General features: G+C 32.6%; 22 protein-coding genes and 1 tRNA gene. 10 read left to right on the top strand and 13 right to left on the bottom strand.

The window, feature by feature from the left end; all coding sequences use genetic code 11:
* The 4 genes from CLORY_RS16195 to CLORY_RS16180 all read left to right on the top strand — a co-directional run.
* A partial coding sequence (locus tag CLORY_RS16195; RefSeq protein WP_207652222.1) for a hypothetical protein occupies nt 1–199 on the top strand: 199 nt, incomplete at its 5' end.
* A gap of 128 nt (nt 200–327) precedes the next feature.
* Entirely contained in the window at nt 328–603 is a 276-nt protein-coding gene (locus tag CLORY_RS16190) for an ArsR/SmtB family transcription factor (protein WP_079426391.1), read from the top strand.
* Nucleotides 604–684: 81 nt separating this feature from the next.
* Nucleotides 685–3,165: a CoA-disulfide reductase gene (locus CLORY_RS16185; protein WP_079426389.1), complete on the top strand. Its 2,481-nt coding sequence runs from the start codon at nt 685–687 to the stop codon at nt 3,163–3,165.
* A gap of 153 nt (nt 3,166–3,318) precedes the next feature.
* Entirely contained in the window at nt 3,319–3,762 is a 444-nt protein-coding gene (locus tag CLORY_RS16180) for a hypothetical protein (protein ID WP_079426387.1), read from the top strand.
* Nucleotides 3,763–4,681: 919 nt separating this feature from the next.
* On the opposite strand, the gene CLORY_RS16175 is transcribed toward CLORY_RS16180, so the two are convergent.
* Nucleotides 4,682–5,683 (bottom strand): GGGtGRT protein, encoded by a 1,002-nt coding sequence (locus CLORY_RS16175; protein ID WP_079426385.1) that lies wholly within the window; start codon nt 5,681–5,683, stop codon nt 4,682–4,684.
* 20 nt (nt 5,684–5,703) lie between these two features.
* On the bottom strand, nt 5,704–6,396 hold the full coding sequence (locus tag CLORY_RS16170; RefSeq protein WP_079426383.1) for an iron-sulfur cluster assembly scaffold protein: 693 nt from the start codon (nt 6,394–6,396) through the stop codon (nt 5,704–5,706).
* A gap of 231 nt (nt 6,397–6,627) precedes the next feature.
* Between CLORY_RS16170 and CLORY_RS16165 the strand changes: the two genes are divergently transcribed.
* The 3 genes from CLORY_RS16165 (at nt 6,628) to CLORY_RS16155 (ending at nt 8,431) form a co-directional block, all read left to right on the top strand.
* Nucleotides 6,628–6,706: transfer RNA gene (locus CLORY_RS16165), tRNA-Leu, on the top strand.
* Between the two features lie 258 nt (nt 6,707–6,964).
* The gene (locus CLORY_RS16160; RefSeq protein WP_169911654.1) at nt 6,965–7,573 is read left to right on the top strand and encodes a TetR/AcrR family transcriptional regulator; all 609 of its coding nucleotides are present in this window, start codon (nt 6,965–6,967) and stop codon (nt 7,571–7,573) included.
* Between the two features lie 21 nt (nt 7,574–7,594).
* On the top strand, nt 7,595–8,431 hold the full coding sequence (locus CLORY_RS16155) for an alpha/beta fold hydrolase (RefSeq protein WP_079426379.1): 837 nt from the start codon (nt 7,595–7,597) through the stop codon (nt 8,429–8,431).
* Between the two features lie 51 nt (nt 8,432–8,482).
* Here CLORY_RS16155 and CLORY_RS16150 read toward each other — a convergent pair whose 3' ends face one another.
* The 4 genes from CLORY_RS16150 to CLORY_RS16135 form a co-directional block, all read right to left on the bottom strand.
* Nucleotides 8,483–9,271 (bottom strand): DUF3298 and DUF4163 domain-containing protein, encoded by a 789-nt coding sequence (locus CLORY_RS16150; protein ID WP_079426377.1) that lies wholly within the window; start codon nt 9,269–9,271, stop codon nt 8,483–8,485.
* Nucleotides 9,272–9,381: 110 nt separating this feature from the next.
* Nucleotides 9,382–10,341: an acyl-CoA dehydratase activase gene (locus CLORY_RS16145; RefSeq protein ID WP_079426375.1), complete on the bottom strand. Its 960-nt coding sequence runs from the start codon at nt 10,339–10,341 to the stop codon at nt 9,382–9,384.
* Nucleotides 10,329–11,420, bottom strand: coding sequence for an acyl-CoA dehydratase activase-related protein (locus CLORY_RS16140; RefSeq protein WP_079426373.1), 1,092 nt, complete (start codon nt 11,418–11,420; stop codon nt 10,329–10,331). The genes CLORY_RS16145 and CLORY_RS16140 overlap by 13 nt, the downstream gene beginning before the upstream one ends.
* Nucleotides 11,392–12,315, bottom strand: a complete 924-nt coding sequence (locus CLORY_RS16135) for an acyl-CoA dehydratase activase-related protein (RefSeq protein WP_079426371.1) — start codon at nt 12,313–12,315, stop codon at nt 11,392–11,394. The genes CLORY_RS16140 and CLORY_RS16135 overlap by 29 nt, the downstream gene beginning before the upstream one ends.
* 103 nt (nt 12,316–12,418) lie before the next feature.
* Between CLORY_RS16135 and CLORY_RS16130 the strand changes: the two genes are divergently transcribed.
* The 3 genes from CLORY_RS16130 to CLORY_RS16120 all read left to right on the top strand — a co-directional run bounded on the left by CLORY_RS16130 (nt 12,419) and on the right by CLORY_RS16120 (nt 14,839).
* A complete protein-coding gene (locus CLORY_RS16130) occupies nt 12,419–12,892 on the top strand; it encodes a DUF4883 family protein (protein WP_079426369.1) in 474 nt (157 codons plus the stop codon).
* A 326-nt stretch (nt 12,893–13,218) separates the two neighbouring features.
* Nucleotides 13,219–13,875: a CPBP family intramembrane glutamic endopeptidase gene (locus CLORY_RS16125; RefSeq protein ID WP_139376068.1), complete on the top strand. Its 657-nt coding sequence runs from the start codon at nt 13,219–13,221 to the stop codon at nt 13,873–13,875.
* Between the two features lie 97 nt (nt 13,876–13,972).
* The gene (locus CLORY_RS16120; protein WP_079426365.1) at nt 13,973–14,839 is read left to right on the top strand and encodes a PHP domain-containing protein; all 867 of its coding nucleotides are present in this window, start codon (nt 13,973–13,975) and stop codon (nt 14,837–14,839) included.
* Nucleotides 14,840–15,285: 446 nt separating this feature from the next.
* Here the strand turns inward: CLORY_RS16120 and CLORY_RS16115 are convergent, their stop codons facing one another.
* From CLORY_RS16115 to CLORY_RS16085, 7 genes are all read right to left on the bottom strand, one after another.
* A complete protein-coding gene (locus CLORY_RS16115) occupies nt 15,286–16,224 on the bottom strand; it encodes a magnesium transporter CorA family protein (protein WP_079426363.1) in 939 nt (312 codons plus the stop codon).
* A 15-nt stretch (nt 16,225–16,239) separates the two neighbouring features.
* Nucleotides 16,240–16,791: a 5-formyltetrahydrofolate cyclo-ligase gene (locus tag CLORY_RS16110; protein ID WP_079426361.1), complete on the bottom strand. Its 552-nt coding sequence runs from the start codon at nt 16,789–16,791 to the stop codon at nt 16,240–16,242.
* The gene (gene hprK / locus CLORY_RS16105; protein WP_079426359.1) at nt 16,781–17,698 is read right to left on the bottom strand and encodes an HPr(Ser) kinase/phosphatase; all 918 of its coding nucleotides are present in this window, start codon (nt 17,696–17,698) and stop codon (nt 16,781–16,783) included. Before hprK ends, CLORY_RS16110 begins: the two co-directional genes overlap by 11 nt.
* Nucleotides 17,699–17,754: 56 nt before the next feature.
* On the bottom strand, nt 17,755–18,153 hold the full coding sequence (locus CLORY_RS16100) for a hypothetical protein (protein ID WP_079426357.1): 399 nt from the start codon (nt 18,151–18,153) through the stop codon (nt 17,755–17,757).
* 21 nt (nt 18,154–18,174) lie between these two features.
* The gene (locus CLORY_RS16095; RefSeq protein WP_079426355.1) at nt 18,175–18,423 is read right to left on the bottom strand and encodes a DUF1292 domain-containing protein; all 249 of its coding nucleotides are present in this window, start codon (nt 18,421–18,423) and stop codon (nt 18,175–18,177) included.
* A gap of 78 nt (nt 18,424–18,501) precedes the next feature.
* Nucleotides 18,502–18,957 (bottom strand): peptide deformylase, encoded by a 456-nt coding sequence (def, locus tag CLORY_RS16090; RefSeq protein WP_341456649.1) that lies wholly within the window; start codon nt 18,955–18,957, stop codon nt 18,502–18,504.
* A 211-nt stretch (nt 18,958–19,168) separates the two neighbouring features.
* Entirely contained in the window at nt 19,169–20,350 is a 1,182-nt protein-coding gene (locus CLORY_RS16085) for a cation:proton antiporter (protein ID WP_079426351.1), read from the bottom strand.
* Nucleotides 20,351–20,460: the final 110 nt, after the last annotated feature.

The following is a 20,460-nucleotide window of genomic DNA, read 5'->3' as shown; positions in this document are numbered from 1 at the left end:
AGGTAATATTATGACAGATGAAGAAATAGATTTGGAAAGAAAAGTAAAAAAAGACTCAAATAAACTTAATAAACATCAAGATGAGATAGATAAACAGATAGACACAATGCTTGCTTTTGGCTCTCTTAATTTAGGACTGAATAACCTAAACGATGATGATTATTCAGATAAAAGAATAAAAGAAGATTTAAAAAAATAGGACTATAATGATACTATTAAGAATTTAATAATTCTAATAAAAAACTAAAAAATATTGTTGCTTATTATATCGTAATATCGTAATATATAAATATATAATAAATACACGTTTTGAAAAGAGGTATCTTTATGGAGAAAGACTTTATGAAATACAATGAGAAAGCTGAACTTCTCAAAGTGTTAGCTCATCCTGTCAGGTTATGTATAGTTAAAGGTTTATTAGAAACAGGTGAATGTAATGTTACTCACATGCAAAATTGCCTTGAAATACCTCAATCTACATTATCTCAACACATACAAAAACTAAGGACAGCAGGAATCATAGAAGGCAGGCGCAATGGTCTAGAAATAAATTATAGAATTTCAAATCCACTAGTTATAGATTTAATAAAAGCTTTATTTTAAGTTTCTAGGGATTTATTTAAAAGCAGCTTGCATTTACTGACACTGACAACCTAAAAATATACAAAGAATGGAGAAATATATATGAGCAAAAAAATATTAGTTGTCGGCGGAGTCGCTGGCGGAGCATCTACTGTTGCAAGGCTTAGAAGATTAGATGAAAGTGCACAGATAATAATGTTTGAAAAAGGTGAATATATATCTTTTGCAAATTGCGGCTTACCTTATTATATAGGTGAAACAATTAAAGAAAGACAAAAGCTCCTGGTTCAAACCCCTGAAAGCATGTGTAACAGATTTAATGTAGATATAAGAATTAATAGCGAAGTCGTGGGTGTGGATTCAGACAAAAAAGTCGTAAGGGTAAAAAGTAAAAACAACGGAAGTTATGAGGAAAGCTACGATTATTTAGTGCTGTCTCCAGGTGCAAAAGCTATTAGACCAAATATTGAAAGCATAGATAGCAGCAGAATTTTTACATTAAGAAACATACCAGATACAGATAACATAAAAGCATTAGTTGACAAAAGCAACATCACTAGTGCTGTTGTGATTGGCGGCGGGTATGTAGGCATTGAAATGGCTGAAAACTTAAAGGAAAGAGGACTTCAGGTTACATTAGTTGAAGCCGCACCGCATATCCTCGCTCCTTTTGATTCAGACATGGTAGTTTCAGCAGAAAAAGAACTTGTTGATAACGGAATTGATTTAATACTAAACGACGGAGTAAATCATTTTAATGATACTAATAATGCTATTGAAGTTACTCTAAACAGCAATACAAAAATCACTTCTGATTTAGTAATTTTAGCTATAGGCGTTACTCCTGACACAGACTTTCTAAAAGACAGCGGGATACAGCTTGGAGCTAAAGGACATATATTAGTTAACAGCAAAATGCAGACAAATATTGGAAATATATATGCTGTTGGTGATGCTATTGAAGTAACTGATTTTGTAAACAAACAAAATACAGCAATACCTTTAGCTGGTCCAGCAAATAAACAAGGAAGGATAGCTGCAGATAATATAGCAGGCTTAAATTCAATCTATAAAGGAACTCAGGGTACTGCAATAATTAAAGTTTTTAGTTTAACAGCTGCTAGTACAGGAAATAATGAAAGGACTTTAAAAAGATTAAATATTCCTTACAAAGTTATCCATATACATCCTGTTTCTCATGCATCCTATTATCCTGATGCTCACCCGTTAACCTTAAAACTAATATTTAATGATGAAGAAAAAATTCTAGGTGCTCAAGCTATTGGTTATGATGGTGTTGATAAAAGAATTGATGTCATCGCTGCAACAATGAGACTTGGTGGTACTGTTTCAGATTTAACAGAACTTGAGTTATGCTATGCACCGCCCTTCTCTTCAGCAAAAGACCCAGTAAATATGGCTGGTTTTGTAGCAGAAAATGTACTCTCTGGTAAGATGGATGTAATTACACCAGAAGATTTTTCAGTTTATGATAAAGACAATACCGTCCTTTTAGATGTACGTTCAGAGATAGAATTTAACAACGGACACCTTGAAGGAGCTTTAAATATACCTGTAGATAGCTTAAGAGAAAGACTTGGCGAACTGGATAAAAACAAAGAGATCATTGAATACTGCCAGGTTGGACTTAGAGGCTATATTGCTTCGAGAATACTATCCCAGCATGGATATAAGGTCAAAAATATAACTGGAGGATACAAAAGTGCTTCTATGTTAGACTTCATTCCCAAAAAAGCAGATAAAAATACTTATAATTTGAAAAAACAAGTTTTAGATCAGGATACACAGGTTATAAGATCAGAAGTGGCAGTAGATAAACTAGGCTTTGATAAAAGTCTCGATGCCTGCGGACTTTGCTGTCCAGGTCCACTTATGCAAGTTAAAGCCTCCATAGATGATTTATCTGCTGGGCAGGTTCTTAAAGTTACTGCGTCTGATCCCGGCTTTTATGAAGATATAAAAGCTTGGTGCAAAAGAACCAGTAATAAACTTGTTGATTTAAATAAAGACAAAGGTAATATTACAGCATTCATAAAAAAAGGCAGCAGCGAAAACAAACCTGAGCATCATAGTAAGGATATTTCACCTGCTAAAGACAACAAAACATTAGTTGTATTTAGTGGTGATTTAGATAAGGCAATAGCTTCATTTATTATAGCTAATGGAGCTGCATCAATGGGTAAAAAAGTAACTATGTTCTTTACATTTTGGGGATTAAATATCCTAAGAAAGCATGAAAAAGTATCTATAAAGAAAAGCTTTATGGATTCGATGTTTGGCCTTATGATGCCTAGAGGCAGTAGAAGACTAAAGTTGTCTAACATGAACATGATAGGCATGGGACCTAAAATGATAAGAAAGGTTATGAAAAACAAAAATATAAGTTCACTGGAAGATCTAATCAAATCGGCTTTAGATAGCGGTATAGAAATAGTTGCTTGTCAAATGTCTATGGATGTTATGGGTCTTAGCAAAGAGGAGCTCATTGATGGAATAAAAATAGGCGGCGTTGGTTACTATTTAGGTGAAGCTGAAGATTCAAATGTTAATTTATTTATTTAACTTCAAATGTCACGTGCCTGGCACGTGACATTCTTCAAAATATTCTCCAAATTTATTATATTACTATTTTTTAATTGTCAAATAGTAATTTATTGAATAAAATGATAAAATTGTATATATAAATATTGACTATTGAAAATATTGAGGTGGATGATGAAACAGAAAATAAAAGTTTCTTTATTAGTTATACTAGTTTTAACAATTTCTATTATAGCCTTTCTATTCATAAGATTGAATGCAGTTTACACTGAAATTATTAAAATTAACTGGAATATTAAGCTCCCGATGCCATATAAACAGATATATTCAATAGATAGCGGGCCAAGTTTTCATGGTGATGGAGAGCGATATCACATATTTAAATATAAGAATGAAGTTAAATTAAGCCGCTCTGTAGATTGGTATGATGACAAAAATAAATCAGTTGAAGCATCAGCAAAAAAGGTACTTCTTACACTTGGTGTTTCGAAGTATCATGCTCCTAACTTTAAACATAATTATAAATACTTCGTAAAATATAAAAATAAAAACTCAAAAATGTATCTAATATTTGATATAGATACAAGAAAACTTTATGTAATAGAAAATATAATATAAAAAAATCGGCAAAACCAAGTGCCGATTCCGGATGGGGACCTATGTCCCCCTGCGGCGTCCGCTACGCTCCCTGACACCCCCCCTTTACTGAGGCGGGAAGTGCCTTCCCTGCACCCATCTTTTTTACTCTTTAGGAGTGTATATTGACATTTGCTAAAAGTTATCCACAATTGGCAAAATACATAAATTCCTAAAGAGTAAAAAAGGAAATGTTGTGGCACTACGGAGATTGATCCGTTCATTAAGCACTTGTAACACAAATTTTATGCAAATTTCCTAATTAGGGCAACTCGGCTACGCCTCAAACACTGCCCTAATCTTAACGTAAATTTGCATAAAATTTGCTGACAATTGCTAAATTCACTCTATATCTCCTTCGTGCCACAACATTTCCTATGCCCTAACTCTTAATATTCACAAAATGCTTTTATTATATTCCTTCTATTGCCTTCCTTTCTTAATTCACTAATTTCAAAATATATTACCGTCTCATTTTAACTTCTTCGTAAACACGCTGTACCGTTTTTTTATTTAATGCCCATCTTTCTTGCTATTTAGGGATATAACCTGATTTTAATGAAGAGTTATCCACAATTGCAAAAATGATAAATTCCTAGGGACTAAAAAATGGTTACACCCTATGCCAACTCTATGTATTTACAAAGTATTATTTTCTATATTACTTCTTCAAAATTTTTCTTGTTTATTTATTAGTATTTTCTTATGAGCTATCTTCATATTACTTCGTATATTATATAGTTATATCCTTTCAACAACACATACAATTTATTCATACACAGTTAAAAGTTATCCACAGTTCCCAAAAAACATAATTTCCTAAAGAGAAATAAAAGACACGTCTTAATGATTTGCATCAAAAGACGTGTCCTGTGATTTATAAAAACAGATAAATTATCTACTATTTATTCATAGCCTCTTCAACAGCAACTGCAACTGCAACAGAAGCACCAACCATTGGGTTGTTACCCATTCCGATTAATCCCATCATTTCAACGTGAGCTGGAACTGATGAAGAACCTGCGAACTGAGCATCTGAATGCATTCTTCCCATAGTATCAGTCATACCATAAGAAGCTGGACCTGCAGCCATGTTATCTGGATGAAGAGTTCTTCCAGTACCACCACCGGATGCAACTGAGAAATATTTCTTACCCTTCTCAACACATTCCTTCTTATATGTACCTGCAACTGGATGCTGGAATCTTGTTGGGTTTGTTGAGTTACCAGTTATTGATACATCAACACCCTCACTGTGCATTATAGCAACACCTTCTCTAACATCATCAGCGCCGTAGCATCTAACTTTTGCTCTTTCTCCATCGGAGTAAGCAGTTTCTTTAACTATGTTAAGTTTTCCAGTATAGTAGTCAAACTTAGTTTGAACATAAGTAAAACCATTGATTCTGGATATTATCATAGCAGCATCTTTTCCAAGACCGTTAAGTATTACCTTTAATGGCTCTTTTCTTACTTTATTAGCTGATTTAGCAAGTCCAATTGCACCTTCTGCAGCAGCGAAAGATTCATGTCCTGCTAGGAATGCGAAACACTTAGTTTCCTCTCTTAAAAGCATTGCAGCTAGATTTCCGTGTCCTAATCCAACTTTTCTGTCATCTGCAACAGATCCTGGAATACAGAAAGCTTGAAGGCCTTCTCCGATTGCTTCTGCAGCATCAGCAGCTTTCTTACAGCCCTTCTTTATTGCTATAGCAGCACCTACTGTGTAAGCCCAAGCTGCATTTTCGAAACATATTGGCTGTATTCCTTTTGTGATATTATAAGCATCTACGCCCTTCTCATCACATACTTTTTTTGCTTCTTCTAATGAATTAATACCGTATTTCTTTAATACAGGTAGAATTTGGTCTATTCTTCTTTCATAACTTTCAAATAATGCCATTTAAGCTCATCCTCCTTCTCTTATTCATGTCTAGGGTCTATGTATTTTGCAGCCCCAGCAAATCTTCCGTATGTACCAGTAGCTTTTTGTAAAGCCTCATTAGCATCCATACCTTTTTTGATCATGTCCATCATTTTGCCGGTATGTATAAATTCATATCCTATTACCTCATTATTACTATCTAAAGCTATAGTCTTTACATAACCTTCTGCCATTTCAAGGTATCTAGTTCCCTTAGCCTTAGTTCCATACATTGTACCAACCTGACTTCTAAGTCCTTTTCCAAGATCCTCAAGTCCAGCTCCTATAGGTAGTCCACCTTCTGAGAATGCAGTCTGAGTTCTTCCGTATACTATCTGAAGGAATAATTCTCTCATAGCTGTATTTATAGCATCGCATACAAGATCAGTATTTAATGCTTCTAATATTGTTTTTCCAGGAAGTATTTCTGAAGCCATTGCTGCAGAATGAGTCATTCCTGAACATCCAATTGTCTCAACTAATGCTTCTTCAATTACCCCGTCTTTTACGTTTAGAGTAAGTTTACAAGCACCCTGCTGAGGAGCACACCAACCTATACCATGTGTTAATCCAGAAATATCTTTAATTTCTTTAGCTTGTACCCATTTTCCTTCTTCAGGAATTGGTGCTGGTCCATGATTAGGTCCTTTTGCTACACATATCATGTTCTCAACTTCTTGTGAATAAATCATTTTATTATCTCCTTCCCACTTCATCTAATGACAAAAATTAAACTACTTTCTGTAATGTTGGTTCTTTTCTGACCCACCGGGTCATAAAGTAGTTTTACAAAGTCTATTTTAGCAAATATACGATAAACTAACAACATAAATTAAAAATAATTTTTTTAAATTTAATTGACAGAAATAAATTCCTGTGATAAGATAATTTTGTTCGCGGCGAAAGACACTAACACTGAGTAAGCCGATGTGGCGGAATGGCAGACGCACATGACTCAAAATCATGCGGGAAACCATGTGGGTTCGAGTCCCACCATCGGCATAAAATAGAAAGGTCACCAGGCTAGTTTTATAACATGTCTGGTGATTTTTTATGCGTAAAATAAGGGGTGAGTGACCTCTGTCGGCTGAAAAATGCCTCCGCTGGTCACTCATCCCTTTAACCAACTCTATGTATTCATATAGTACTATTTTCCATATCGCTTCTTCCAAATTATTTCTCTTGCTGGGTTGTAAATCTGAGTCAGTTTATTATAATTTAAAATATAATATGACCGATTTGGTCAGAATGGAGAGTAAAATGAATGAAAGTTTCTATTCACTGACAGAGGAAAAACAAAACAGAATTATAAACTCGGCAATGAAAATTTTTTCGCAAAGCCCCTATCGTAAAGCTTCTACTGATGATATTGCTGCGATGGCCGGTATATCTAAAGGATCATTATTCTATCATTTTAAAAATAAAAAGGAATTATATTGCTACTTATACGAATATAGCTGCAAAAAAATATATGCCGAAATTGATAAAAATCACGCTTTAGAAGAAACAGACTTTTTTCAGCGAAATATAAAAATAGTACAAGCAAGAGTAGCTGTAATGATAGAATACCCTTTCATTTTTGATTTTGCTCTACGAGCATATTATGAGACAGATAATCAAATTATAGAGGCTATAAAATTTATTAACCAAGGCATTTTAAAAGATGCATATGTTAAACTTAATAAAAATATTGATATAAGTAAATTCAAAAATAGGCAAGATATTAATAGAGCTATTAAAATGTTAGTTTGGATTGGAGAAGGACTAATAAAAGAAAAGAGATGCCAAGGAAAAATAGCTGCAAAAGAACTTGAAAGTGAAGTTTACGAGTATATAAATATATTAAAAACAGGATTTTACAAAGAATAATTTTTATAGGAAGGCGTTCATATGGAAAAGATTAAAATGAAATATAAATCCTATGTAGTTACAGTTTATCATAAACAAGGATGTAACAGTAAAAAGTTAGTTTTTCTACACGGTGGAGGATTAGACAGCGCTCTTTTGTCATGGAAAGAAGTAATCGAACTAATGGGAAGTGAATATGATATCTATGCGATAGACTTGCTTGGCTATGGTGAAAGTGATAAACCTGATATTACATACTCTATACCAATGTACGTAGAACTTTTACATGATATACTTCAGCAGCTGAATATTGAAAGAACTTATCTAGCAGGGCTTTCAATGGGTGGCGGAACTAGTATAGGCTTTTCGTTGAAATATCCTGAAATGGTAGATAAACTTGTGTTGGTTGACTCGCTGGGACTATACGAAAGAATGCCATTTCATACAATTTGCAGATGGTTTGTAAATTCATCACTCAATTCTAAGTCGTATCAATGGTTTGCAAAAAGTAAAAAACTAATTAAATGGTCAATAGGTTCATCCTTAATTGACAATAAAGAAAAAATTACTGATGCTCTAGTTTCTGAGCTATATGACCTTGTTCAAGCACCTGGTTGCAGCAAAGCTTGGGAATCTTTTCAACGATATGAATTAGGAAAGGAAAATTTAACTTCAGATTTAGCTCCCCATTTAAGTGAACTAAAAATGCCAGTTCTAATCGTTAATGGAGAAAAAGATTCCTTAGTTCCTGCTAAATCTGCTATAGCAGCAAGTAGAGCCATTGCAAACTGTCAACTTTATATAATGAAAGGATGCAAGCACTGGGCACAGAAAGAGAAGCCAGATGAATTTGTCAATATACTAAAAGCCTTCTTGTAAAACTGTAAAAAAATAGAGTAGTCACAAGGCTACTCCATCTAATTTATAAATCTATAGTAATGCTTTAAAACTTTTTGATAATTTCAAATTCTTTAATGGGATTTTCACTTCCTGTATCCCTGCTGCATATGGTCCTATTTCGTATTGCTGAAAAATAAGTACAAGTTTCCCATCTTTAATATAAAATTGTCTATTCTTTGTTACATCCTTTATAGATTTTGCTGCATCTTCGAAAACCATATCCGGATTCTTTTTTACATAATCTTTGACTGCCTTTTTTAATGTTGTTTTATAATCAAAACCCTTTTGGAAAATTGAAGATAGCGAAATAAGCTTTCCAGTACTTAAATCATGATTAATTCCTCTTCTATCAGTAGATCCATGTGCTCCGCCCATATAACTATAATAATCTGCTGTAAAACTAAGCAACTTATTTGTTTTTTCTTTAACAGAATAGCCGGTATACGCACCATATTTATTCCAATTTTTCTGACCATCTTTTATAAGAGCAGTTATATCTTTTTTAGCCTGTTTATGCATAGCTTCCTTAAAATTAACCATGCTATTTTTTATTTTGCTGTTTATTTTATTTTCCACTTTTTTATTTTTGATCCCGCTAAAAACCGGTATTTCTAGTTTTGATTCAATATATTTGTCACTGTACTTAATAGTTTTTGTAGTTACTTTTATATTATTAGCTTTACTTTGTACAGTTGATACCTTAATAACTGGTTTAACAGCAGCATAGGCTGTAGTATTATTAATTCCTATGCCTAGCGATACAGCTGTTACTTGAAAAGCGATAATTGCAGTAGATACTTTTGTTAATTTCATTTTCATAAAGTTTCCCCCTAATTTAGTAATTTATATCACAAAATGATTATACTTGAATATTATCATTTTGTGATTACAAGATGGTTACATTTTCAATAATATTTTAGCTATTGTCTTTATGATACAGCTTCTCTATTACCCCATTTTCCACATCTGTCTCCTAATGTTCCTATAAGCTTGCTATTATCCATAATCTCTGCAACCTCACATCTATTGCTGCAGCCACTGCACTCAAAGCTTTTTGTTTCAAATTCTCTGTCAGCTATAGAAAATCCTTTAAAATTTGTCTTACCTCTTATATCTGTTGCTTCTTTAGCCAGCATTGCTGCACCTATAGCACCCATGACATTATAATTTTGAGGAATTTCAACACTTACACCAAGATTCTCTTCAAAAGCTCTCTTCATTCCCTTATTAGCCGCAACTCCTCCTTGAAAGAAAATTTTACTTTGTATGTCCTTTCCTTTTGCTACATTACTAAGATAATTTCTAACCAGTGCATCGCATAGACCTCTTATTATATCGCAATCATTGTATCCCATCTGTTGTTTATGTATCATATCAGATTCTGCAAATACTGCACATCTTCCAGCAATTCTTAGATGCATCTCTGACTTTAAAGCATAATCTCCGAACTTCTCTATAGCTATGCCAAGTCTTTCAGCCTGCCTGTCAAGAAATGAACCCGTTCCGGCAGCACAAACTGTATTCATAGCAAAATCTGTTACTATGCCTTCTCTAAGAAGAATTATCTTTGAGTCCTGTCCTCCTATTTCTATTATAGTTCGAATATCTTTATCTAAGTGTAAAGCTGCTACCGCATGAGCTGTTATTTCATTTTTTACGGCATCTCCGCCTATAATATATGATGATATGGTTCTTCCGCTTCCAGTAGTACCTACTCCTTTTATTTCCTTATCATTATATTTATCCTTAAGCATTCCAAAGCCTTCCTGAATAGCTTTAATTGGTTTCCCCATAGTTCTCAAATATAATTTGTCAACAACATTTATATTTTCATCAACTATAACTATATCAGTACTCACTGAACCTACATCTACACCTATATAATACATCTTCTCTTTCTCCTTTCTAATAAATCTACAAATGCTTCAATTCTTGTAATATAACCAGCCTCACCTGTCAATTCATCAACTATAAGTGACATTATTGGGAAATTTCTATCTTTAGATATATTGGGGAGTACCGATTTTGAAACTATTTCTGGCATACAGCCAAACGGAAACACTTGAATAGCACCATCAAGTCCTTTTGTACTGGCAATAACTGCTTCACCTATACATTCTTTTCCGTGCCCGCCTATATAGTACGGCATATACTCTTTTGAATACTTTTTTATTTTTAGTGAGTCAAGCTTAACTGCTTTCAAAAAAGTATTTTTTACCCACCAGCTTGGGTATAACATTTTATATGTACTTACTCCTAAATCCATAAGCTTATCTTCCAAAAATAGATTACTGTAAGGTTCTATTATTGTATATATTTCACCAATAACAGCTATTTTAACAGGATTTCTAGTTTTATCGACTTTAACCTTTAGAGCCCTCCTATAGTACTCTTTTAACATACTAAGTTTGCCATCAATCCCTTCTGTGTCCATCAATTCTTTTTTACAACTTTGAAGCAGTCTTTTACATTCGCCAGTTTCTATTTCATATCCAGCTTTTATTCTTAGCATTTTTTCAAGTTTATCAATATTGTTAATTATCCTAATTCCCTTAACAAAAGCAGCTATTTTCTTTTCTTTAGATAATGGGCTATTGCTGCTTATATATTTAATTCTATTTAACAATTCTTCCTTTCCTATATCCCCAGGAGAATCAATAACTATAAGATTTACATCATTTTTAATTTTTCTCAATACATTTCGCTGTAATTCACAGTATTCACCATAGCGGCAAGGTCCGCAGCTTCCAGTTATTATAATAGTATCTGCACCTTTATTAATAGCATCTATATAATTTCCAACCATAAGCTTATACGGTAAACATATATCCTCCGGCGAATACTTGCTGCCTATTTCTAATGTCTTTCTGCTTACTGCCTCAGGTGTTATGCATTTTATTCTAAGTTCTTCAAATAATGCTCTTCCTGCTATAGCTGTATTACCCAAATGCGGAAAGCTTATGACCATTGTTTGCCGACCTCCTTTTAAGCATATCTGAAAAAGCTTCTATTCTTGTATTAATACCTGCTTCCCCAGTATGCTCATCTATTTTTAACGTCATAAACGGAAATGTTCCAATGACTTCTTTTACAAGCTCTATCACAACAGAATCAATACCACATGCAAACGAAGATACATAAACAAATCCGTCTACTTGTTTCTGTTTATACAGCACGGCAGCAGTTCCGAAATTCTTCCTGGCAAAAGTCCAAAAAGGCTTCTTAAAAAGCCTGTCAACTTCTCTATCTACCAGATTACTGTCTACGTAGTCCTCAGTTATTACACCGATGCCTTGTTTATTAAACTTCTTTTTTACATCCATATTGCAATAAGTGTCATAGATATTATATGGATGTCCTAACAGCGCAATCTTATGTTCATAATTATCCTCATTAAATCCCAGTATATGTCTGCCATTTTCCTCCATAGCCTTTAAATATGCTTCATAAATTTTTTTTCTCTTCTGCCCAAACAACTCTCCTATATACAAAAACCATTGGTGCCTTTGCTTTTCTGAAAGTGCATATAAAGGTTCTTCTGGAAGCGGTGGCAGTCCATCTATAGAATTTTTAATCATTTCAGTTATTCCGCAGAACTTAGGGCAGATGAATTCTCCCTTCTTAAGCTGCATCACCCTAGGTGCCATTATAAAATCACATTTATCTTTTAACCAATCTACATGACCATGAAAAATCTTCACTGGCAAACAAGCATCGTCAACACAGCAATTTACTCCTTTATCCAAAATATTTCTATTCGTCCTTGGAGACTCGATAAATTCAATATGAAGTTCATTCAGAAAAGACTTAATTATGTCACCATAGTTCCAATATAAAAGTCCTTGAGGAATTCCTACCAGCATTTATATACATCCTTCCCTTAAGTTCATATCTTAGTATTTGTCATAAATTATGCATTTTATTCATATTTTTATAAAAAACAAATTTTTAGTATGAGGTGTTCAATTGAAAAGAATATACATATATTTTGCTGTATTTATAACAATGATATTTTTCTCCTCCTGCTCTCTGCCAAGTACAAATATTCTCACAGACACAAAAAAGCCATGCAAATTCTTCTATACAAATAAACTATCAGAAGATATAAATACTTATGATATTACAAAGATATATAGTTTAGAAACGAATATAATAAAAGAGAAAAAAATAAATAATGACAATCTGCTGTATTTTAAATCCTTTGTTAATAATCTTAAGTCTAAATTTTTTATTAATAAACCTGCAAAACTTCCTAAAAAGCCAAGATATAAAATATTTGTTACCTGTAGTAAAAAAAAGTACGTCATCAATGTGTATAATAGAAAATACATAGCTTTATTTCCTTGGGATGGCACATATGAGATGGATTATATTGATATGTCCGACGTAAAAAAGCTCTATAATCTGTTTGATCTTTGTCAATACTTATTTAGTGACTAAAAAAGGGTAGGAAGTGATTTCCGTCGGCTGGAAAATGCCTCCTCCAACCACTTCCTACCCTATGCCGACTATATGCATTTACAAAGTATTATTTTCTATATTACTTCGTACATTATATAGTTAGATCTTTTTAACAGTACATTCAATTTATGAGTAGGCAAGAAGTAAGAACTAAGAAGTAATAGTTATTGAAGAATTTCAGGCTAAAAACTCTTACTCCTTACCATTTACCTAATATACAAATTGAAAGTTATATTAGCATTCTGTATAATAAAGAAATAAGCATTATTTTCAAAAATAATTTGAAGAAACTAGGAAGTGAAATTGTGGAGAAGAATCAAAGGAACATACAAACAAAAAGACGTTTGTTAGCTGAAACGCTGATTGTTATTATCATTACTATTTTATTGTTTTTGATATTTAATAAGTTTAGCTCAATTATTCCTGTAATTCCTGCAATCTATCTTTTAATTGAGAAAAGAAAAAGACATCGTTCATGGTCCGATATAGGTTTCAAAATAAAAAATATTTTCTCCGATTTAAGGATGAATTGGTACTTAGTTTTATTAGTTGGTGTTATTTCACCGCTTTTAACATTTATGATAGGAAAGTATTGCATTCCCGGATTTACTGACCATGTAAAATCAAGATTACCAATGGATATAAATGTAATAGCCCCTACAATAATAACAATTACAATTAGCACCTTTTTAGAAGAAGTTATTTTTAGGGGATTTCTCCAAGGAAGATTAGAATGGTTTATTCCTCCAACTAAGTCTATTATTATTTCATCCTGCATTTTTACTCTTATGCATTATTCTTCCGGAAGTATTCCTATTGTTGCATTAGATATGTTGGGAATATTTGTAGATAGTATAATATACGGAATTATCTTCACAAAAACTAAAAACCTATTTGCTTCCTGGATTGGTCATTATTTAAGTGACCTTATTGGTATTGTGTGCTTATTTTTCCTTATATAATAGTTAATTTACATTAAATATTTGTATTTTTGATATTTCTGTTTACTAATGTTATAATCGTTTTATAAATTTTTATTCAATAGCTTAGGAGGCACATATGAAAAAGTATGATTTTCACCTTCATACTAATGCTTCGGACGGAAAGCTTAGTTCCAAAGAGTTAGTAGCATTGGCAAAGAAGGAAAATATAGAGCTTATGGCGATAACCGACCATGATAACACAGATGGTATTGAGGCTGGTATAAAAGCAGCTAAGGAGCTAAATGTTAATTTAATTCCAGGTATAGAACTTTCTACTCAACACAATCATGAAAACATTCATGTGCTTGGATATTTTCCCGATTACAATTTTAGATCAAAAAATTTTCAGGACTTTTTAAATGATATGAAAAACCAAAGGCTTCAAAGAGGCAAGAAAATAGTAGATAATCTATATAAGTATTTTAATATAAAAATTGATTATAATAAATTAATTTCAAATGTTAATGGTGTTATAGCAAGACCCCATATTGCCAGGGAAATAATTTCTTCCGGATATGATTATAGTTGGGAATATATATTTAACAACATTATAAGTTCTGACAGTCCTGCATATGTTCCAAATAAAAAACTTTCCGTTGAAGATGGTCTAAAAGTTCTAAAAAGTGTTAATGCTGTAACTGTATTAGCCCATCCAGTACTCATAAAAAATACTCCTGCAAAGGAAATGGTGCATTACGCTTTTGACGGTATAGAGGCTGTCTATTCACAAAATACTGAAGAAGATACGGAGTTTTTTATTAAGCTTGCTAAAGAAAATGGTAAGGTAGTGACCTGCGGTTCAGATTTCCACGGAGGTGACGCTGGAGATAAGAAACATGGATATATTGGGTCGACTAAATGTCCCGAGGAACTGTTGTCACCGTTTCTCGATTTGATTAATAAAAAATGGTTGCACCCTATGTCGGCCGGTTACGTTCATTAAGTAATTACACCACATCTTTTAGGCAAATTTCCTAATGGCTCATAACTCGGCTACTCCTCAAACAATTCGCCATCTTAACGGAAATTTGCCTAAAAGACATGGGTAATTTCTAAATTCACTCCAAATGCCGACGTCGACTGCAACCATTTTTAATGCTCTAACTCTTAATATCTACAAAATACTTTTATTTTATTAATTCTATTACCTTTCTATTTTAATTTATTAACTTCAAAATATATTACTCTCTCTTTTTAACTTCTTCATAAACTGCTGTACCGTTTTTTTATTTAGCAACCACCTTTTCTCCTATTTAGTGGTGTATCTTCATATTAATTTAGAGTTATCCACAATTGGCAAAATACATGAACTCCAAAGAGTAATATAATGGCATCCAACCACTAATTCCGTCCTTTAAGAAATTGCTACAGCAGATCATAGAAAATTTCCTACAGCCACTTATTTCTCTTAAAAACTTTAACGATAACTATTACAACAACAATCATAAAAAATAATACTACATAAAATCCATAATGGCTATGTTTTAACGGCTGCCACTCAAAATTCATTCCAAAGATAGCAGTTATTATTTCAATGGGCAGAAATATTGACGCGATGGTTGCAAATATTTTCATTAATTCATTTGTTTTGTTAGATATTTCCGATTCATATGCTTCTCTCACAAGAGCAAGCGTTTGAATCAGATTTTCTTCAGTCTGCATAAGTTTTCCTATCTTTATGTTTATGCTCTTAAAATATTCAATATATTCCTCTTCAATTATTTTATTTTCATTAATAACCAAACTATCCCCTATATATTTTAATGGATTTAAAAATTTCCTTATTCTATACAGCTGCCTTCTAAATACGATTAGTTGATGCCCATGTTCCGTTTTGGGCTGTTTTAAAATACTTATCTCTATTTTATCAGCTGCTGCTTCAAGGCCTGACACTATGTTATAATTTCTAACTATTATGGAATCTAAAATATAATAAAGCATTATGCATGGTCTTGGATTCTTTTTTAATATAAAGCAGTTCTTTCCTTGTTCTATATCCTTTAGAATATCATGAAGAATATGAGGATTATTCTTATATACCGTAACTATATATGTTTTTCCGAGATAAATATTAAGCTCTCTGGATACGATTTCATTTTCATTAAACTCTAATACATTAAAAACCATAAAAATATAATCAGCAAAAAAAACTATTTTTGCTGATTGTCTAAGACTCTTACATTCTTCTAAAGTTTCTGTATCCATTTTTATTTTTTTATTCAGAATATTTAATTCTTCAGCATTGCAAAGTATCCAGTAATAGTTGTCACCAAGATTCCAGTCACCTGTAACACTACTGAAATTATTAGCTATATCATAAATTTCCATGAAATCACCTAAAGCCTAATCAGTTATTAACTCATCAATTCTTAAATCAAATTCTTCCATAGGGACTCTATCTAAAACCTGAAAATGATAGGCAAGAGCTAATTTGTAGCTGTGGATGTCCTTTGTACTAAAATACTTATCGTACATGCCTGCTCCATAACCTACTCTTCCAAAATTATTATCAAAAGCAGTTCCAGGAATGAATGCTAAATCAAATTTTTGTGCTGCAATAATGTTATTTTGCTCTAAATCAGGTTCAAGTATTCCATATTTATTTTTTTTCAGTTTGTCAAGATCAGATATACCTATTGCCACAAATTCTCTTTTTTGATCAAGTATTACTGGCACCGCAACAGTTTTACCTAAGTTAAGAGCATGCCTTATGAGCTTGTGGGTATCGACTTCTTTTCTATAGCTAACATATATAAATATCGATTCAGCATCTTTATACACTTGATGTTCAATCACTTTATTATATATGCTTAAGTCCATCCTCGTTTTTTCCTCTTCCGTTAGCTTATTTCTAAGCATCTCCATATCTTTTCTTATCTGTAATTTAGTTTTCATCTTTATTTACTTCTTCCATTCTAGAGTTTATGGTATCAATAGGTGTTTCTTTAGACATAAGGCTATACCTGTAATTTATAGCAGCAGTTTCGATTATAACAGCTATATTTCTACCCGGTCTGATAGGTACAACTATTCTCTTTACTGCTATATTTAATATATCTATATGCTTCTCATCTATACCAAGTCTGTCGTAATTTTCGTCTTCTTTCCACTGTTCAAGACTGATTACGAAATCAATATTCTTTGTATTTAACACAGAACACATGCCGTAAAGTGCAGGTACATCTATTATACCCATGCCCCTGACTTCCATCATTCCATTAGTAATAAACGGAGATCTTCCTACCAGTGTTCCATCTATCTCCTTTATATCTACGGCATCATCTGCTACAAGTCTATGACCTCTTTTTAAAAGTTCAAGGGCTGTCTCACTTTTTCCTATACCGCTTTCACCCATAATAAGTATTCCCATACCATATACATCCACAAGTACTCCATGCATTCTCGTTTCAGGTGCTAACTCGTCTGACAGATAATTCATAAGCTTGTTTATAAATTTTGTAGAAGACATTTTGCTTCTTAACAGACATCTATTATATTTTTTCGCATATTCAAATATTTCATCTTGCGGTTCTAACCCTCTTGTGATTATTATACATGGTGTATCGAAGGAAAAAAATTTATTTAATCTCTTTTTCCTTACTTCTGGCTGCATAGCATCTAGGAAACTCCACTCAGCCATTCCAATTATCTGTATTCTTTCATTAGCAAAATAATTGTAAAATCCTGAAAACTGCAATCCAGGTCTGTTAAAGTCACTAACAGATATATCTCTAGTCTCATCGCCTCTTATAAGTATCTCCAAATTCAAATCTCTCGCCATATCATTTATATTAACAGCCAAAATAATCACTCATTTCTCACAAAAATAATTTCTGATGTTTAGCTTAGGTCAATTCATTATAATTCTAATTCTTCTAATATAGTATCTATATTAATATTTTTATCCTTGTCCGCTGCTACTGCCACAAACTCGCAATAGTCATAGTTATCAATATCATTTTCGTAATTTATATACTGAACCTTTATATCAAATTCATCAATAATTTCTTCCATTATTTCACTTACATCATCTAATGCCAATTCGCTTAAATACGGCAGAAAGAACTCACTGTACCACACTGGATCTTCACTTTCGCCATCATACTCGTCATCTGAATAAGATCTTGCCGAACTTAATTGTGCATCGTCAAAATCATAGAAAAATCTAAATACAAAGAACTCAGGTTTGTAATCTATCTCCTCTACTTCTTCAATGCCGTTTTCCGATAAATAATCAATGATATCTTCTTTATTCATTGTTCATCACTCCTTATCTGCTTAATTTTGATTAAGTAATCTCTGGTATTCCTTCTTCACTTCATCAAATTCTCTGTCGTCTTCAATCATATTATATTCAATATCTTCTCCCTCACCATCTACTCTGAAAACGAATGCATCCTGATCCGAATCCTCTTCTGAAGATAATATTATATATTTATTATTATTTAAATATATTTCCGCTACTACCTCGAACTCAACCTTATTTCCATCTTCATCTCTAAAAGCCATCATCTTTTTTTCTTCCATTAATGCACTCTCCAAATTCAAATTTTTCTCAAAAGATTTTTACTTGTTTTATATTATCTCAAACTCCTAGTGATAAGTCTATTCCTCGAGCTTATATACCTTTCTTGCCCTGTCCATATACATTATACCATCTAAATGGTCAATCTCATGACAAAAAGCTTTTGCTAGGAGCCCTTCTGCAAAGTATTCCACTTTCTTACCTTCCGTATTCATACCCTCTACATAAACTTTTTTGGGACGTACTACTTCACCTTCATAACCTACATAGCTAAGGCACCCTTCTATGCTCACTTCTTTACCTATCTTTTTTGTTATCTCAGGATTTATTAAGCTTATAGGCTGTGAGCCATCTTTTAAATCTATACGAATGATACGCTTTGCAATTCCTATTTGAGGTGCCGCAAGACCAATTCCATCACAATTATCTAAAGTATCTTCAAGGTTTTTAACTATCTTAAGTATATCCTTGTCTATGTTTTCTATTTTTTTACAATGTCTTTTTAATATTTTATCACCATACTGCACCACTTTCATAACAGTCAATTACAAAACATCCCCCTTTTTTTATGTTAGCTTATAATATCATAATACCATAATTTTTATCATTATATTCAGAAAAATGCCAAGTTTTTTACTAGGCATTTTTCTAAATTATATATGGTACGGACTAAATTATCAGCTTCAATAATTAGTTCATAATTTATTTAAATTTTACATATCTTTTTTAATTTTTACGAAACAAAAATTATGCCGTCTTTTTTTCCAATCTATGCGAAAAAGATACCTTTAGCAGTATTGGAGTTATTATCGTAGTCAATATAACAACAATCAATGTTGGAAGAAATATTTCCTCTGAAATTATCCCTTTTTGAAGACCTATATTAGCTGTGATTATTGCTACTTCACCTCTTGAAATCATTCCAGCTCCTATTTGAACTGCTTCTGCTTTTGTCATTTTTAATGCTCTTGCAGCCCCTCCGCAGCCTATCATTTTTCCTAATACCGCAATAATAAACATTGCTAGAGTGATTAGTGCTACTTCAGAATTTAATCCTTTTAAATTAGCTTCTATACCTACACTTGCGAAAAATATAAGTGATAAAAACCCTGAAGAAATAGCCTTTACATTTCTCTCCAAGTATTCTTTGCTATCAAGAGATGATAAAATTAGTCCACATACATAGGCACCCGTTATACCTGCAATTCCAACAAGTTCTGCTAAATATGCTACCAAAAGTGCCGCAGCTATCGCAAATGTAAGAAGAACACCCTCTTGTCTCATATTAGTTGCAAGCTTGTCTATATATTTAGGCAGATATGCAACCGCTATAATTGAACCAATACAGAATATAATTATCTTAATAAATACAATCAAAAGGGGGATTACACCTGAATCTGCGCTTCCTGTTCCAGAAGTCTGAGCCATTGCTAAAACTATAGATATAAGCATTAATCCTAAAACATCGTCGATTACTGCTGCTCCAAGAATGTTTATACCTGATCTTGTGTTTAATTTTCCAAGCTCTTTTAAGGTTTCTGCTGTTATACTTACGCTGGTAGCTGTTAAAATAACACCAACAAATAAATTTTCCCAGAAATTGTTAAAAAATAAATACGCCGATAAAGTACCAAAAATGAGCGGAAGCATTATCCCTCCTAGTGCAATCATAAAGGAAGAAAAACCAGCCTTCTTAAACTCCTTCACATTAGTTTCAATTCCTGCAAGAAACATGAGCATAATTACTCCAAGATCTGAAAGAAGTTTTATGTTCTTATCATAATGTACTGCATTCAATACTACTGGTCCTAATATTACACCAGCAATTAATGCACCCAACACCTCAGGCATTTTTAACTTTTTACTTATCATTCCGCCAATCTTTGTAAATAATAGAATCAAAACTATACTTAACAATGTTTTCTCCATATGTATCCTCCATATTCATATTTGCATTTATAATACATAATTAAGAAGTTCCGTTTATGTGTTATTGTTTACCACATTATGCTTTGTATTATATTATATAGTTTTTTTGG

The organism is Clostridium oryzae (genome assembly GCF_002029235.1).
GTDB classification, from domain to species: domain Bacteria; phylum Bacillota; class Clostridia; order Clostridiales; family Clostridiaceae; genus Clostridium_AE; species Clostridium_AE oryzae.
Note: the sequence above shows the minus strand (reverse complement) of the source record. Positions and strands in the feature narration are given on the sequence as shown.

Excerpts from the sequence above, each read along its gene's own strand:
- CLORY_RS16190 (WP_079426391.1), top strand. The coding sequence starts at position 328 with ATGGAGAAAGACTTTATGAAATACAATGAGAAAGCTGAACTTCTCAAA.
- CLORY_RS16185 (WP_079426389.1), top strand. The coding sequence starts at position 685 with ATGAGCAAAAAAATATTAGTTGTCGGCGGAGTCGCTGGCGGAGCATCT.
- CLORY_RS16180 (WP_079426387.1), top strand. The coding sequence starts at position 3,319 with ATGAAACAGAAAATAAAAGTTTCTTTATTAGTTATACTAGTTTTAACA.
- CLORY_RS16175 (WP_079426385.1), bottom strand. The coding sequence starts at position 5,683 with ATGGCATTATTTGAAAGTTATGAAAGAAGAATAGACCAAATTCTACCT.
- CLORY_RS16170 (WP_079426383.1), bottom strand. The coding sequence starts at position 6,396 with ATGATTTATTCACAAGAAGTTGAGAACATGATATGTGTAGCAAAAGGA.
- CLORY_RS16160 (WP_169911654.1), top strand. The coding sequence starts at position 6,965 with ATGAATGAAAGTTTCTATTCACTGACAGAGGAAAAACAAAACAGAATT.
- CLORY_RS16155 (WP_079426379.1), top strand. The coding sequence starts at position 7,595 with ATGGAAAAGATTAAAATGAAATATAAATCCTATGTAGTTACAGTTTAT.
- CLORY_RS16150 (WP_079426377.1), bottom strand. The coding sequence starts at position 9,271 with ATGAAAATGAAATTAACAAAAGTATCTACTGCAATTATCGCTTTTCAA.
- CLORY_RS16145 (WP_079426375.1), bottom strand. The coding sequence starts at position 10,341 with ATGTATTATATAGGTGTAGATGTAGGTTCAGTGAGTACTGATATAGTT.
- CLORY_RS16140 (WP_079426373.1), bottom strand. The coding sequence starts at position 11,420 with ATGGTCATAAGCTTTCCGCATTTGGGTAATACAGCTATAGCAGGAAGA.
- CLORY_RS16135 (WP_079426371.1), bottom strand. The coding sequence starts at position 12,315 with ATGCTGGTAGGAATTCCTCAAGGACTTTTATATTGGAACTATGGTGAC.
- CLORY_RS16120 (WP_079426365.1), top strand. The coding sequence starts at position 13,973 with ATGAAAAAGTATGATTTTCACCTTCATACTAATGCTTCGGACGGAAAG.
- CLORY_RS16115 (WP_079426363.1), bottom strand. The coding sequence starts at position 16,224 with ATGGAAATTTATGATATAGCTAATAATTTCAGTAGTGTTACAGGTGAC.
- CLORY_RS16110 (WP_079426361.1), bottom strand. The coding sequence starts at position 16,791 with ATGAAAACTAAATTACAGATAAGAAAAGATATGGAGATGCTTAGAAAT.
- CLORY_RS16100 (WP_079426357.1), bottom strand. The coding sequence starts at position 18,153 with ATGAATAAAGAAGATATCATTGATTATTTATCGGAAAACGGCATTGAA.
- CLORY_RS16095 (WP_079426355.1), bottom strand. The coding sequence starts at position 18,423 with ATGGAAGAAAAAAAGATGATGGCTTTTAGAGATGAAGATGGAAATAAG.
- def (WP_341456649.1), bottom strand. The coding sequence starts at position 18,957 with ATGAAAGTGGTGCAGTATGGTGATAAAATATTAAAAAGACATTGTAAA.
- CLORY_RS16085 (WP_079426351.1), bottom strand. The coding sequence starts at position 20,350 with ATGGAGAAAACATTGTTAAGTATAGTTTTGATTCTATTATTTACAAAG.